Source organism: Pedococcus sp. P2_D7 (assembly GCF_056404295.1).
The window spans coordinates 336391-350520 of record NZ_JBFUEH010000004.1; the positions used below are offsets into that span (position 1 = coordinate 336391).

General features: G+C 65.8%; 13 protein-coding genes and 1 tRNA gene. 4 read left to right on the forward strand and 10 right to left on the reverse strand.

The annotated features are described in order from the left end of the window. Window positions 1-53 precede the first annotated feature (53 nt). Window positions 54-130: transfer RNA gene (locus tag AC1DWJ_RS10775), tRNA-Met, on the forward strand. A 272-nt stretch (window positions 131-402) separates the two neighbouring features. On the opposite strand, the gene AC1DWJ_RS10780 is transcribed toward AC1DWJ_RS10775, so the two are convergent. From AC1DWJ_RS10780 to AC1DWJ_RS10825, 10 genes are all read right to left on the reverse strand, one after another. Then, window positions 403-831, reverse strand: coding sequence for a DUF6036 family nucleotidyltransferase (locus AC1DWJ_RS10780; RefSeq protein ID WP_457253671.1), 429 nt, complete (start codon window positions 829-831; stop codon window positions 403-405). 144 nt (window positions 832-975) lie between these two features. Continuing rightward, window positions 976-1506, reverse strand: coding sequence for a helix-turn-helix domain-containing protein (locus tag AC1DWJ_RS10785; protein ID WP_457253670.1), 531 nt, complete (start codon window positions 1504-1506; stop codon window positions 976-978). Between the two features lie 288 nt (window positions 1507-1794). Further along, window positions 1795-3432 (reverse strand): GMC family oxidoreductase, encoded by a 1638-nt coding sequence (locus tag AC1DWJ_RS10790; protein ID WP_457253669.1) that lies wholly within the window; start codon window positions 3430-3432, stop codon window positions 1795-1797. Further along, window positions 3429-4058, reverse strand: coding sequence for a gluconate 2-dehydrogenase subunit 3 family protein (locus AC1DWJ_RS10795; protein ID WP_057378034.1), 630 nt, complete (start codon window positions 4056-4058; stop codon window positions 3429-3431). The genes AC1DWJ_RS10790 and AC1DWJ_RS10795 overlap by 4 nt, the downstream gene beginning before the upstream one ends. 26 nt (window positions 4059-4084) lie before the next feature. Further along, complete coding sequence (locus tag AC1DWJ_RS10800) at window positions 4085-5005, reverse strand: sugar phosphate isomerase/epimerase family protein (protein WP_457253668.1); 921 nt, start codon at window positions 5003-5005, stop codon at window positions 4085-4087. Next, window positions 5002-6096, reverse strand: coding sequence for a Gfo/Idh/MocA family protein (locus tag AC1DWJ_RS10805; RefSeq protein WP_057378032.1), 1095 nt, complete (start codon window positions 6094-6096; stop codon window positions 5002-5004). The genes AC1DWJ_RS10800 and AC1DWJ_RS10805 overlap by 4 nt, the downstream gene beginning before the upstream one ends. Window positions 6097-6101: 5 nt before the next feature. After that, on the reverse strand, window positions 6102-7082 hold the full coding sequence (locus AC1DWJ_RS10810) for an ABC transporter permease (RefSeq protein ID WP_057378031.1): 981 nt from the start codon (window positions 7080-7082) through the stop codon (window positions 6102-6104). Window positions 7083-7085: 3 nt separating this feature from the next. Next, the gene (locus tag AC1DWJ_RS10815; protein ID WP_457253665.1) at window positions 7086-8600 is read right to left on the reverse strand and encodes a sugar ABC transporter ATP-binding protein; all 1515 of its coding nucleotides are present in this window, start codon (window positions 8598-8600) and stop codon (window positions 7086-7088) included. A 57-nt stretch (window positions 8601-8657) separates the two neighbouring features. After that, entirely contained in the window at window positions 8658-9815 is a 1158-nt protein-coding gene (locus tag AC1DWJ_RS10820) for a substrate-binding domain-containing protein (protein ID WP_057378029.1), read from the reverse strand. Continuing rightward, window positions 9812-10666, reverse strand: a complete 855-nt coding sequence (locus tag AC1DWJ_RS10825; RefSeq protein WP_457253663.1) for a sugar phosphate isomerase/epimerase family protein — start codon at window positions 10664-10666, stop codon at window positions 9812-9814. Before AC1DWJ_RS10825 ends, AC1DWJ_RS10820 begins: the two co-directional genes overlap by 4 nt. Window positions 10667-10812: 146 nt before the next feature. On the opposite strand from AC1DWJ_RS10825, the gene AC1DWJ_RS10830 reads away from it, so the two are divergent. The 3 genes from AC1DWJ_RS10830 to AC1DWJ_RS10840 all read left to right on the forward strand — a co-directional run bounded on the left by AC1DWJ_RS10830 (window position 10813) and on the right by AC1DWJ_RS10840 (window position 14073). Further along, a complete protein-coding gene (locus AC1DWJ_RS10830; protein WP_057378027.1) occupies window positions 10813-12084 on the forward strand; it encodes an ROK family transcriptional regulator in 1272 nt (423 codons plus the stop codon). A 705-nt stretch (window positions 12085-12789) separates the two neighbouring features. Next, entirely contained in the window at window positions 12790-13542 is a 753-nt protein-coding gene (locus AC1DWJ_RS10835) for a haloacid dehalogenase type II (RefSeq protein WP_457253661.1), read from the forward strand. 102 nt (window positions 13543-13644) lie between these two features. Continuing rightward, the gene (locus AC1DWJ_RS10840) at window positions 13645-14073 is read left to right on the forward strand and encodes an SRPBCC family protein (RefSeq protein ID WP_457253659.1); all 429 of its coding nucleotides are present in this window, start codon (window positions 13645-13647) and stop codon (window positions 14071-14073) included. Window positions 14074-14130: the final 57 nt, after the last annotated feature.

Genomic DNA, 14130 nt, shown 5'->3' on the forward strand with positions numbered 1-14130 from the left:
CACGGACCGATTTGGTTCGGGCGCAGGGCTTCCCGTAAGGTGGTGTCTACCGACGCGGGGTGGAGCAGCTCGGTAGCTCGCCGGGCTCATAACCCGGAGGTCGCAGGTTCAAATCCTGCCCCCGCTACCACGAAGTAGCAGGTCAGAGGCCCTTTCCCTTCGGGGAGGGGGCCTCTGGCGTTGGCTCGTGTGGCCCAATGTGTAGCCAGCGGGGTCGGGGCGCTCGTGCGCCGGTTGGACGCACTGGGACGGCCTGGACAAGGCAGGAACGCATGAGACGCCGCGACGGACGAGGGCGGACGCCGTTTCAGGGTGTCGCCGGGTCGATATCCGGACGATCGCAGCGTGGGGCTCGGTTAGTGGTTTCGCCGCGGGAGCAATGAGGCTCGGAAGTCTGGGCAGTCAGGATGTATGAGACGTGGTCTGGTCCGGCTTGCCTGCGGCGTGCTTGGCCACCCAGCCCGCGACCCACTTGGTTACCCGGCCTATTTCAGCGGGAACCTCCAACTCCGCAGCCCGGGACACCAACAGCCGGGGGCTGACCAGGCCAGCCAACAGAAGGGCACTGGCGAACTCGACGTCCTTCGCGCGACCAGCGACCAGCTTCGACACGACCAAGTCATGTGCCTCCAAGCAGTGCCCTCGCGCACCCTCGGTCGCGTCACTGCTATGCACCACGATTCGCGACCGCCACTTCGCAGGAAGGTGCGCCACCTCGATGTTCACCCCTTGGGCGTAGTGCCCGTACATGTCGTGGAAGGCGGAGTCCTCACCGATGTGCATGTCAACGCTGTCGGACTTTTCATTGTCCGGGTCGGCATAGAAAGTCACGTCCGCTTCGATGGACGCGCGCCTCCTCGGGCAACTCGTCCTCAGTGAACGTGCCCAGGATTGACTGGCTGCCCACCACGATCACGTCTTGGTCGCCGACGATGCGGGACGCGGCGCGCAGGATGTGTTCAAGTCCGTCGCGCTTCAACGCGACGACCTGTCGGTGTCCCGAAACGCCTCAAGGACCTTCGTCCGTTCCTCGTCCGACAAGACGCCAGCGAACGGGGAGTTCTGCCTCATCTCGCGCGCCCAGGGGGTAGGCGACGTCAGAACATTCAGGACCTGGTCGACGGGACCCTCAAGGACCTCTTGCCACTGGCTCAGCCAGTACGCGCCTTGGCCACGGGAATGCTTGCGCTGCAGCCTCTCGAGGTTCTCCCGCGCGAGTGCCAGGACCTGGTCCGGTTCGGCCACGAGCTTTCCCGCCACGGCCATGTTGAGCCACTGGCTGCGGCGCTGGTCACGACTGGGGCGCAGAGTCCGGTTCCGCAGGGCCTCCACGTCACGACGGCGAATTCGCCGGTGCCGGCCGACAGTTTGAAACGGAAGCTCCCCGCTGTTGCACAGGTCGACTACGTGTTGACGTGAGCTCGAAAGTAGGCGCGCGACCTCGCCGGTGGTGAGCAAGTCCTCACTCTCCGTCGTCGTCGCATGCTGAACGTCCGCCAATCTCATGACAACCATCCTCCGCCGTAAACACCAAAAACACAAATTGGAAGCACAAGATTTGCGTTTTTTGCGTCTGTGGGATGTGGCCAGATGTGTACCGGGAGGTGGCGGGACGCCTTGGACGTGCCGCGACGTCAGGGACGCTGCGCCGAGATTTCGTGCGGCAGGGGAGAGGTTGCGGGACGTGCGAGACGTGGTGGGGCTGGCTCCTAACCCGGAGGTCACTGGTTCAAGTCCTGCCCCCAATACCACGAACTAGCAGGGATTACCCGGGCGGAGTCCTCGTGTCTCTGACTAGCTTGCTCGGTTCGACAAGATGTGGTCGGAGACCCGCCAGGCGTTGGCCATGATGGTGAGTGTCGGGTTCGCTCCTGTGGCCGTGGGGAACGGAGAGCCGTCGACGACGAATAGGTTGTCGACCTCGTGGGCGCGGCAGTTGCGGTCCAGAACTGACAACTCGGGGTCGTCACCCATCCGGGCGGTACCGTGCTGGTGAGAACAGTTGCCTGTCACCTTCTCGGCGTAGACGCGGTCGACCTGCTTGGCTCCGGCAGCGTCGAGGATCTCCCCGCACCGGTCGACCAGGAACCTGCCCTGGTCGATATCGTTCTGGTGGGTTTGAAGGGTGATGCGGGCGACCGGCAGCCCCCAGGCATCCTTGACGTTGGGGTCGAGGTCGACACGGTTTTCGTGCTGCGGCATGTCGTGCAGGACCATGGCGACAGCCATGCTGTGGCTGAAGTAGTCGCGATCGTTCTGCTTGGCCTCAGCGCCCCAGGTGGGTCGACCCGGCAGTCCCCAGTTGATAGGGAGGGGTATGCCGACGCCCGCGGCAGCAATGTGCCCGCCACTGACGAATCCCCGGGAGTCGTCGTGCTCGTAGAACTGGAAACTGCTCGCGCTGACGTAGCCGCCGCCGGCCCAGGCATTGATCGGATCCTCGAAGGTGCCGACCGACGCGCTGTACTCATGGAAGGTGACGTTGCGGCCTACGAGGTCGCTGCCGTTGGCGAGTCCGTTGGCGAATCTCGAGGAGGTCGAGAGCAGCATCAGCCGAGCGGTCTCCACGGCGCCACAGGCAAGGATGAAGACATCGGCCTCCTGCTCCACCAGAACGCCCGCGGAGTCTTCGTAGACGGCGCTCTTGATGCGTCCCTGCGAGTCGACGGTGAGCTCACGAACGTATGAATCCGCGCGGAGGTCACATCGGCCCGTGGCGAGGGCATCGGGGATGAACACGTTCAGTGCGCTTGACCGGGTGCCGCTGGGATCGCCGTGCTGTTGCGCGAAGGCGCTGATGACGGTGGCGGGCCGCCCGTTGAACGGTTGGGACAGGGCTGCCTGCGGAGTCGGGAACGAGTTCCAGCCGAGGTGTTCGCAGCCGAGGTGGAACTTCTCGGCGTAGCGGGACTGGGGCATCGGCGGGCAGGGGTAGCCCCGGGAGCGGAAGGACTCGAACGCGTTCGCGCCCGCCTGTCCCGAGACGCCGAAAGCCCACTCGACCTTGTCATAGTACGGCTCCAGCTCGGCGTACGTGATCGGCCAGTCAGCAAGCGTGGTCCCGGGCAGCTCGCCCGCAATGCTGCGTAGCCGGAAGTCGTTCTCGGTGAACCGTGGAAGCCACCCCTGCCAGTGGACCGTCCCGCCCCCGACCATCTGCGGAACCGGGCAGAAGAGGTCGACCTCCGCTTCGCTCTCGGTGTCGCGCCGCGATGTGCGGGGGTTCAGCAGGGGATCCGGCCAGAGGTTGTAGCGGTTGACGTTGGCCAGCTCGTCCCCACCGAAGGTCTCCTTGGTTCGCCAGGGCCCCTTCTCGAGGGCGACCACGCGCATGCCACCCTCGGTGAGCACCTTCGCCGCGGCCGCCCCCGAGGCGCCCGCCCCGATGACCACTGCATCGACTTTCTCGGGCTTGGTCGCGCGGATGGTCATGAGGGCTCCTGCAGGCTGCGGTGGGTCGGGTTGTCGGAGAAGTACTGGCGTGTCGTGTACTGGCCGGTGTGCACCTCCGCGAGATCCTTCGGCCCGGGGAAGCCGATGGTCTGCCAGCCGACCTGGCCGCGGTTGCCGCCGTAGATCGGATCTGCGAGAAAGCCCTGCCGGGTGTGCGTCACGAGCAGGCCGAAGAAGTCGAGGTCGGACTCGGCGTTGGTCTGCTGCAGTGCCGGCTCTTCGGGACCGCCATAGTTGATGGTTGGGGCCGTCGTGCCGCGCTCAAGGCCGCGAAGGACGTCGTCCTGCTGCCCATCGTCGAGATCGACGAAGGGCCTGCCGTGGGCGTTGTCGGCCCGCTTGTCGAGCTCGACGACCCCGGACATGTACACGCTGCGCGCGTGGTCCACCCGCTGCTGCCAAGCCAACGCCCGCGGGCCAGTGAGCGTCTCGAACCCGCTCCCGTCAGGGAGGGCGTAGATGTAGTCGATGCCAGAGAGGTAGCGGTCGAGGAAGTCGATCGTGCCGGCCTCGCGTGCTCCGGGTGTGTCGTCAGTCGGGATGACACGGGCCATTGCCGCCTCTATCGTCTCCCGCTGGTGGGCGTCGAGGAAGGTGTCGGCCATGGAGGCCTCCGTTCGAGTCGTGGGGGTCAGGCGATGATGAGTGGTCGCAAGGTGCGGTGGGCGACGAGCAGCCCGGTTTCGATCCGGGCCTCGCTGCCACCCCAGACGGGGTCCTCGTGCTCCACCGACAGCACGCCGTCGAACCCGCCCTCGTAGAGCGTGTCCACGACGCGGTTCCAGTCGACCTGACCGCGGCCGGGGATGCGGTACCGCCACCAGCCGACGTTCCAGGGGTCCGCGCTCTTGTCCGCAATCCCGGGCCAGCCGAACCGGTTCCGCTTGTGCGGGAACAGCTCGATGTCCTTGGCCTGGGCGTGGGCGACGCGGTCCACGTAGGGGCGCAGCGCCTCCACGGGGTCGATGCCCATCCAGACCAGGTGGGACGGGTCGTAGTTCAGGTAGAGGCCCAGCCCGAACATCCACTCCCAGAGCTCGGGGGAGTACGCAAGGTTTCCGGGATAGCCATCGGGGTGCCAGCCCTCCATGACGCAGTTTTCGATGACCAGTTTGACGCCCTTCTGGCCGGCGTGGTCCACGAGTCGCGGGAAGATCCTCTCGGCCTCGCGAAGGTTGTCCGCCACGCTCTGGCCGGGATGGCGGCCGATGAACGTCCCGACGGTGGGGACATCGAGGAGAGCAGCAGCGTCGATGCACGCGATGACGTGGTCGTTGATCGCCTGTCGTTCCTGGGGATCGGGGTGGAGGTTGTTGTCATAGAACGCCAGGGACGACAGGGAGAGATCGTGCTGTTCGAAGAGCGCACGGATCTTCTCGGCGTCGCCGTCGGTGAACGACTCGGCCGCGATGTGGCTAGCCGTGAACGGTCGATCACCGAGTGCTGGCCAAGCTGCCACCTCCAGCGCCTCATAGTCGTGTTCCGCCGCCCACCTGGCAATGTCTTCGAGGGGCCGGTCCGGCAGGCAGGACGTGAGGAATCCGAGTTTCACGAGGGCACCTCCACCCAAGAGTCCTTGGCAGCCGAGGCCAGGACGGCCTCGGTGATGACGGCGGCCCGGTGGCCGTCGCTGAAGCTGGGAAGTCCTTCGGGCCGCGGGCCGGACACCGCGGCATACGCATCTGCCATGAACGCGGTGAAGCTGTCCTGGTATCCCTGTGGGTGTCCGGCAGGCAGGCGCGAGTAGTCGGCGCCGCCACCGGCGGCGAACGTATCCGGTCCACGGGGGACTATCTGGCTGGAGGATCGCCCACCGATCCACAGAGAGTCCGGGAGTTCCTGGTCGAAGACGTAGGCCGCCTCGGTCCCGTCAAAGGAGAACCAGAGGCGGTTCTTGCGGCCCAGCGACACTTGGCTGGCTACCACCGAGCCGGTCGCGCCGCGGTCGGTCTCGAACATCACGGTTGCGCCGTCCTCGGTTCCCACAACCGAACCGCCGTCGGTGCCTGCTCGGCTGGCATAGGCCTGGGACATCCGGGACACGAGACGTGTGATGCGGTGTCCGGTGGTGAACTCCATGACGTCGCACCAGTGGACACCGATGTCGCCGAATGCTCGCGACCCACCGCCTCTGGCCGGGTCCACCCTCCAGTTTGTTTCCTGTGAGCCGGAGAGCCAGTCCTGGAGATAGGAGCCGTGCAGCATCCACAGGTCTCCCGCCTGTCCGCTGGAGATGCGGTGCCTCGCCTCACGGACGGAGGGGTAGAAGCGGTAGACGAACGGCACTGCGGTGACCGCGCCGGTGGCCTCGGCCGTCTGGGCCAAGAGGGCGGCGCGCTCCGCGCTGATGGCCAGCGGCTTCTCGCAGATGACCGCCTTCCCGGCTTGCATTGCGGCGAGCGCCAGGTCGTAGTGCGTGTCATTCGGTGTGCAGATGTGCACCACGTCGACGTCGTCCGAGGCGATGAGCGCCTCGGCGGACTCGGCGCCTGATTGGGCTCCGAGCCGAACGGCGGCGTGGGCCGCTGCCTCGGGGGAGTGATCGGCGACTTGCGTCACCACTCCTCCGCTTGCTCGCACGGCATAGGCGTGCACACCGCCGATGAAGCCGGCGCCGATGATTCCAGCTCGCAGTGCGGGCATGCGGCTCACTTCTTCCGCGCGAGTGCGACGGCCAGGATGATGATGACGCCGCGGACGACCTGCTGCTGGCTGCTGTCGAGTCCGGCAAGAATCAGGCCATTGTTGATGAGGCCGATGAGCAGCGCGCCGAAAAGCGTGCCGACCACGGATCCTGCGCCCCCGAAGAGGCTGGTGCCGCCCAGGATCACCGCCGCGATGGCGGACAGCTCGTCGCCTGCGCCCCACTGGAACCGTCCGGACTGCAGCCGGCCCGCGTAGAGCATGCCGGCCACGCTGGCAACCGTGGCGGACAGGAGCAGCACCTGGAACTTGATCCGGCGTGTGTTCACCCCAGTGAACTGAGCCGCGGTGCGGTTGCCACCGGTCGCGAGCACCTGACGGCCGAAGCGCGTCTTGGCTAGCACGATGGCGCCGATGGTCACGAAGATGGCGCTCCACGCGAGCAGGCCGGGGACTGGACCGAAGTTTCCACCGCCGAAGATCAGGTTGAACGTGTCGCTCAGGATGGGCTGGGGCGCCGAGTCGGTTATCCATTGCGCCACCCCTGCGGCGATGCCAAGCATGCCCAGCGTCACAAGGAACGACGGGATACCGAGCAGGCTCACCAGGGCACCGTTTACCGCGCCCACGGCAAGGCCCACCGCGAGTCCGGCGAGGACGCCGGGGATGAGACCCCAGCTGGAAAGCGCCATGGCAGTCACGACACTCGAGAGTCCTGCTACTGAGCCCACGGACAGGTCGATCTCGGCACAGGCGATCACGTAGGTCATACCCACAGCGATGACCGTGATCGTCGCCGTCTGGCGGAAGATGTTGAGCAGGTTGTTGGAGGAGAGAAAACCTTGGTCGCGCAACAGGACGGCGAAGAAGGCAAAGACGACCAGGAAGCCGATGTAGATGACGTAGCGGCGCCAGTCGATCGTGGACATGCGGCTCTGAAATGAGCCCACTGCGGTGGTCTCTTTGTTCGGTGCGATGGTGCTCATGGCTCAGACTCCTTGAACGGCGAGTTGAAGGGATTCTTCGTCGGCGATCTCGCTCCGCCGCAGATCGCGGGTCACAGAGCCGTCACGCAGGATGAGGATGCGGTCGCTGACCGCGAGGAGCTCGGGGTACTCCGAGGAGATGACGATGACGGCCTTGCCGGCATCAGCGAGGGCGCGGACCATGTCGAGAATCTCGGACTTGGTCCCGATGTCTACTCCCGCGGTGGGTTCGTCAAGGATGAGGACGTCGGGTTCGGTGCCCAGCCACTTGGCGATCACGACCTTCTGTTGGTTGCCGCCCGAGAGCAGACGAATAGGCCGATTCGGGTTGGCTGCCTTGATGGCAAACCGCCGAATGAGGCTGGAGGACATGGCCTTTCCTGCCTTCCCGTCGAGCAGGGGACCCTTCTTGAGTTTCCCTAGCAGGGGAAGCAGCAGGTTCTCGCGTACGGAGTGGTCCAGGACCAGTCCTTGTTCGCGACGGTCCTCCGGGATGAGCGCGAGTCCGTGACCGATCGCGGCGCGGGGGTCATTGACGGTGATCTCCTTGCCGCGGAGTCGGATCGTTCCGCTCGTGGCCTTGTCGATCCCGAAGAGGGTTCGGGCGAGCTCGGTGCGTCCACTACCCATGAGGCCGGCGAGCCCGATGATCTCGCCTGCGTGGACGGTGAATGAGACGTCCTGAACCAGAGGACCACTGGTCAGCCCGGATACTTCCAGCAGGGCCTCACGCTGGTCGAGACCTTCCCGCTCGCGGTAGTTCATCTGACCTTCGATCTTCTTGCCGACAATCCCCTCGACGATCTGCTCGGGCGTGACTGCAGCCAGCGGCTCGGTGAGAAGGCGCTTCCCATCGCGCAGAATGGTGATGCGGTCGGCGATTCGGTAGATCTCGTCCATCCGGTGGGAGATGTAGATGATCGAGATTCCGCGATCTTTGATCCGACCGATAAGGTCGAAAAGCGCCTCGGTCTCGTGCTTGGCCAAGCTCGCCGTCGGCTCGTCCATGATCAAGATCTGGGCGTTCTGGGCCAGCGCCTTGGCGATTTCGGTGAGCTGCCAGTAGGCAGTTCCAAGGCTGGCAACCATGGCCTTCGGGTTGACTGAGACCTCCATGGTCGCAAAGACGTCCGCGGCTTTCGCGACGGCAGCGCGGTCGTCGATGAGACCGAACCTTCCAGCGGGCTCGTCGGCCAGAAAGATGTTCTGTGCCACGGTCAGAGTCGGTACCAGGCTGAACTCTTGAAACACCATGCCGATGCCCGCTGCTCGCGCGCTGTGGATGGAGTTGATGTCCGCGGGCTCACCGTCGACGCGGATCTCCCCTTCGTCGGCCCGGTAGACCCCTTGGAGGATCTTCATGAGCGTCGACTTGCCTGCGCCGTTGCCCCCCGCGAGGGCATGGACCTCGCCGCGGCGGACCTCGAAGTCGACGTTGTCCAGGACGACGACGCCGTCGAATGCCTTGCTGATGCCGTGCATTTCTACCGCTGTCGCGGTACTGCTCTGCTCGTCCATCGCGAACTCCCTTCTAGTGGCGGGGCGGGCCGCTGCCGGACCGCCCCGCCGGGATGTCTACTTCTTGTACGAGCTCTTCAGGTCGGCCGGGGCCTCTTGGTGGTAGACCTGCTTCCACGCCTCGAGGATGTTCGAGTGGTCGACAGGCAGCGAGCTCAGGGCGACGTACGCCGGGGCCGTCTTGCCCAGCAACGCACCTGCGCCCAGTCGAGCCTCCGCCACGCCCTGGTCGAAGGGCAGCTGCGCGCCCAAACCGACCACGAGCTCGTTCTTCGCCAAGGCGATGGCGACGTTCTTGCCCAGGTCCTCTGTGGCGATCTTCAGGTCTGCACGGCCGGAGGCACGTGCCGCGGCCATGATGCCCTCGGCGGGAACGTCCCAGACGCCCCAGATGCCGGCCAAGGTGGGGTGCTTGCTCAGCATCGCATTGGCCGCACCCTGTGCATCGCCAGCGAAGTCGGGCCCTGCGATTCCCTTCTCCTCCACGATCTTGATGTCGGGGTAGTCCTTGGTGATGGTGGACTTGAACCCGTCATAGCGCTGCTTCGTGACGAAGAAGTCGGCCTCGTGGAAGACGAGGCCAATCTCGCCCTTGCCGCCCAGGGCCTTGGCCATCAGATGGGCGGAGGTGACGCCGTTGCCGTAGTTGTCGGCGGAAACGACCGAGACGTAGTCGGTGCCAGCCTTCATCCCCTGCGGGACGTTGTCCATGAAGACGAGCTTGACTCCTGAAGCGGCGGCCTTCTTGAACGCAGAAGCCGTGGCCACGGGGTCGGTGGGGATGGAGACGATGATGTCGGGCTTGAGGTTGAGCACGGTCTCCAGGTCGGACACCTGCTTGTCTGGCTTGAAGTTGGCGTCGGTGATTGCGACGACCTCAATGCCCAGCTTGCCGAACTCGCTCTTCAGGCCCGCCACTTGGGCATTCGCCCAGTCGTTGCCGCCGTAGTGCATGACGATCGCCGCCTTGGCCTTCATGCCCTTGACCTTCGTGATCTCCTCGGCGCTGAGGTCCGCAGACGAGGCAGGGGACGGGTCTTCGCCGTGGGGCCCCTTGCTGAGGACGGTGCCCTTGATCTTCGCCAGCGCGTCATCGGCCTTGGACGACACTCCGGCGTCGACGCTGGTGGTCGCGCTGGTGGCTGAACTGCAGCCGGCCGTGGCCAAGGCGATGGCGGTCGCCAGGCCCGCCAGGCGGTAGGTGCTCTTCTTCATCGAATTTCTCCTGAGGGGAGGGTGCCGCCAGCGGTTGCGAGCAGCGTGTCGAGGTACTTCTTGCTTGTGGCGGCCGCTTCACGAGGGTCGCCTTCGAACGAGTCGAGCTCGACGACGATCCAGCCGTCGTAACCGCTCTCATTTAGGGCCGCGATGACGTCATCGAAGTTGACGTCCCCCTGGCCCAGGGGAAGGAATTGCGTTGTCGCCACGTCCACGTCCTTCAGGTGCACGTGACGCAGGCGCGTCGCATAGCGGCGGATCAGGTCCGCAGGGTCACCGCCACCGGCCGTCAGGTGGGCGGTGTCGGGGCAGAAGCCGATCCGGGTCAGCGGCATGAGGCGGTCGAGCTCATCCGGGCTCTCGACGATGGTGCTGAGGTGCGGGTGGTAGCAGGCCACCAACCCGTGCTCCTCGGCGATGTCAGTGACCAGGTCGAGTGCAGAGCCCAGCGCGGCGTAGTCCCCGCCTGTGGTACCCGACGCCCTGCGGGCGCCGCCGCCCACAACGAGGCTGTCGGCTCCGAAGAGAGCAGCGAGCTCCGCTGCCCGACGCACCCGGTGCAGCTCGTCGCTCAGGATGTCCGGGTAGATGAAGTTGCCCCCGGTGTAGACGGCTGCCAGCACCACGCCGGCGTCGGCCAGCAGGTCCCGCAGCTCGTCGGGCCGGTCTGCGTAGTCCGCCACGTTGCCGTCGAACATCTCGACGCCCTCGTACCCCAGGCTCGCGATGTCCGCGAAGGCACGGTTCATGGGGCCGTTCACGCGGTAGAAGAGGTCCTTGATGCTGGTCACGCCCGTGGCGTCGCCCACGACGCCACCCCAGGTGATGGTGTGGTAACCGAGCCTCATCGTCGAGTCCGTTCTGTCTGCAGTGTGGGGTGTCTCAGCCCCTGCCAGGTTTTTACTGTGGTATGCATACTTCTGCATGTTGCGTGCAAAAGTCAAGAGCAAACGTGCTGATACATTTGCGTCACAGACAGAAGGAGGTGGCTGACATGGATGCCAGAACTCAAGGGGCCCTCGCTCCCGATCACGTCGCCGACCTGGTCCGTGTGCTGGATGCCGTGCGCTCCGGCCGGGCCAGCACACGGCCGGAACTCGCCCACGCCACGGGTCTTGGCAGAAATGTCGTGACCCAGCGGGTGGCCCGTCTGATGGACTCGGGCCTACTGGTCGAGGCTCCGCCCTTGCGGTCGACCGGTGGTCGCGCACCTCGTGGACTGCGGTTTCCCGCCGATGCTGGCCGGATTCTGGTAGCCGAACTTGGCGCGACAAGCATCGGGGCAGCCGTGAGCGACCTAGAGGGGACTCTTCTGGCCCAATACGAAGAGGACGCAGACGTGACCGTGGGGCCGGTCGCGGTGCTCACCCGCGTGGCCGAAGTCTTTGACGAGCTCCTTCAGCAGCTCGGCGCCAGCCCGCCCATATGGGGCTTGGGGATTGGCCTTCCGGGCCCCGTCGAGTTCGACACTGGTCGGCCGGTTGCGCCTCCCATCATGCCCGGCTGGGACGGGTTCGACGTGCGCACCTTCTTCGCGGGACGGTTTCATGTGCCGGTCTGGGTCGACAACGACGTCAACGTGATGGCGCTGGGGGAGCTGCGTGCTGGGCAAGCTCAGGGCCTGCGCGATGTCGTCTACGTGAAGATCGGCTCCGGTATTGGCGCAGGACTTATTTCTCAGGGCGTCCTGCACCGGGGGGCTCAGGGCTGCGCGGGCGACATCGGGCACGTGACTGTGGAGGAGGGGTCCACCGTGCTGTGCCGGTGTGGCAAGTTCGGCTGCCTCGAGGCGCTGGCTGGGGGCGCAGCGCTGGCGCGGGACGGCGAGACCGCCGCCCGAGAAGGTGACAGTGCCTATCTCGCCGATGTGCTCGCGCACGGGAACACGATCGATGCGCGCGCCGTGAGCGACGCCGCCATCCACGGCGACCCCGTGGCGATCAAGCTCCTGGCAGGCTCTGCCCGACTGGTCGGGCAGACCTTGGCCCGGATCGTGAACTTCTTCAACCCGTCTCTCATCCTCGTCGGAGGGGGGGTGTCGGAGGCAGGCGACTACTATCTGGCAGAGGTTCGGCAGACCGTGATTGGCCGGTCGCTGCCCCTCGCGACCCGCTCACTCCAGATCGTCCGCTCAGGCCTGAGCGACCGCGCTGGTCTGCGCGGCGCCGCTCACATGGTCATGGACGCCCTGCTCTCGCCTCAAATCCTCCCGAGATGGCTGGATCAAGGAACTCCCGCAGGCCGTGCCGAGCTGACTGCCCAGTAGTGCGTCCCGCGCAGGGGCCGTCGTGCAGGGCAGTGAATGGATCCTGGGGCGGTAGCCACGTCGGACGGACCTGCACTGTGTCCGCACTGTGTCCGCACTGTGTCCGCACTGTGGAGGTGTGGCCAGATGTGTAACCGGGAGGTGGCGGGACGGCTTCAGACGCGGCGTGACGACGGGGACCCGGCGCTGAGATTTCGTGCGCCGGGGGAGAGGGCGCGGGACGGGTGAGACGTGGGCTGGGCTGGCTCATAACCCGGAGGTCGCAGGTTCAAATCCTGCCCCCGCTACCACGAAGTAGCAGGTCAGAGGGCCTTTCCTTTCGAGGAGAGGGCCTCTGGCGTTGGCACGTGTAGCCAAATGCGTAGCCAGCCGGCGTTGAGACGCTCCGGGACGAGTGGCACACGGCGGGATGGCTGGGACGAGGCAGAAACGCATGAGACGCCCTGCCGCAGGCGTCAAGACGCCCATTCAGGGTGTCGCCGGGGTCGATTTCCGGGCGACAGCAGGCTTTCGTGCGGGCAGAGGGCCGCCGGGTGCCCGACCGTGGCAAGACCTCCCGGTACAGCGATCGGTCAACGGTTACCAACGCGGCGGACTCTGCCTGCCACGAGTCTCGAGGTGAGGGTGGGCGCGACGGGCCGCATGATGGTGACGAGCGAAGGATGAAGACCGCATGGACTCGCAGTCCCAACGAAGGAGAAACGCATGAACCAAGCGTCCCTAGGAGATCGCTCGCACAATGCTCTGGTCGAGCGCGACGAGGCTGCGTCCGATGGCCCGCGCCGCCCCAGCCTGATCGTGTTCGACGTCAACGAGACGCTGTCCGACATGAGCGTTCTTGCGGATCGCTTCGGAGAGGCGGGCCTGTCTCCGCAGCTTGCGGCCACCTGGTTCGCCGGACTGCTGCGGGACGGGTTCGCGCTGACCGTGACCGGTGAGAACCCGGACTTCGCGCAGGTGGCGTCCGATTCGCTCGTTGGCCTGCTCCGGGCCCGGGGCGTTCCGGATGTCGATGGTGGAGTCGAACGCGTCATGAGCGCCTTCATGCAGCTGCCGCTCCACCCTGACGTCGTGGACGGGATCCGCGCCCTGAGTGACGCCGGAATGCGTTTGGTGACACTCAGCAACGGGTCGACAGCTGTTGCCGAGGGGCTCCTCGAGCGCAACGGCATTCTGGAGCGGTTCGAGCGACTCTTGTCCGTTCAGGACGCATCGGCATGGAAGCCCGCCGCGGCGGCTTACCGATACGCGATGGAGGAATGCCGCGCCAGCGCCTCGGAGAGCATGCTGGTGGCTGTCCACCCGTGGGATATCCACGGAGCCCACAAGGCTGGGCTCGCCTCGGGCCTCATCAATCGCACAGGCGCGCTCTACCCCGGCTTCTTTGCCAGGCCCGATGTCGAGGCGCCCACGTTGGTCGAGCTTGCCCGGGCCCTGACGGGAGACCGGACAGGCTGACTGCCGGATCTACTCCTCGACGTTTGTCCGGCGTCCCGAACAGTCGTCCTGAGGTCCACCGCGCGGGTGCGAGATGATGTCGCCATGACTGTGGACGTGCAGGTGCAGACCACGATCGACATGCCGGTCAGCGCGGTTGCCTCGTTTGCGAGCGACCCCACAAACGCTCCGGACTGGTACACCAACATCACGTCCGTCGTCTGGCAGACCCAGCCGCCCGTGGCGGTCGGATCGCGGATGGACTTCGTCGCGCACTTCCTGGGCAGGCGCTTGGCGTACACCTACGAGGTGGTCGAGCTCGAACCGCAGGTGCGACTGGTGATGAGGACCGCAGACGGTCCCTTCCCGATGGAAACGACGTACAGGTGGGAGACGGTTGGCCACGGCAGCACAAGGATGACCCTGCGTAACCGGGGCAACCCTGCAGGCTTCTCCCGACTTGCCGCACCCGTCATGGAACTCGCTATGCGCAAGGCCACGACCAAGGACCTCGCACGACTCAAGACCCTGCTCGAGGCCGCCCACCGCTGACCTCAGTGGGTTCGGCGACCACGGGTCAGGAGGGCGGAAGCGACCGCCCCCGGCAGC

Bases quoted from the DNA above. Each gene is read 5' to 3' on its own strand.
- AC1DWJ_RS10785 (WP_457253670.1), bottom strand. From the start codon at position 1,506: ATGAGATTGGCGGACGTTCAGCATGCGACGACGACGGAGAGTGAGGAC.
- AC1DWJ_RS10790 (WP_457253669.1), bottom strand. From the start codon at position 3,432: ATGACCATCCGCGCGACCAAGCCCGAGAAAGTCGATGCAGTGGTCATC.
- AC1DWJ_RS10795 (WP_057378034.1), bottom strand. From the start codon at position 4,058: ATGGCCGACACCTTCCTCGACGCCCACCAGCGGGAGACGATAGAGGCG.
- AC1DWJ_RS10805 (WP_057378032.1), bottom strand. From the start codon at position 6,096: ATGCCCGCACTGCGAGCTGGAATCATCGGCGCCGGCTTCATCGGCGGT.
- AC1DWJ_RS10810 (WP_057378031.1), bottom strand. From the start codon at position 7,082: ATGAGCACCATCGCACCGAACAAAGAGACCACCGCAGTGGGCTCATTT.
- AC1DWJ_RS10815 (WP_457253665.1), bottom strand. From the start codon at position 8,600: ATGGACGAGCAGAGCAGTACCGCGACAGCGGTAGAAATGCACGGCATC.
- AC1DWJ_RS10820 (WP_057378029.1), bottom strand. From the start codon at position 9,815: ATGAAGAAGAGCACCTACCGCCTGGCGGGCCTGGCGACCGCCATCGCC.
- AC1DWJ_RS10825 (WP_457253663.1), bottom strand. From the start codon at position 10,666: ATGAGGCTCGGTTACCACACCATCACCTGGGGTGGCGTCGTGGGCGAC.
- AC1DWJ_RS10830 (WP_057378027.1), top strand. From the start codon at position 10,813: ATGGATGCCAGAACTCAAGGGGCCCTCGCTCCCGATCACGTCGCCGAC.
- AC1DWJ_RS10835 (WP_457253661.1), top strand. From the start codon at position 12,790: ATGAACCAAGCGTCCCTAGGAGATCGCTCGCACAATGCTCTGGTCGAG.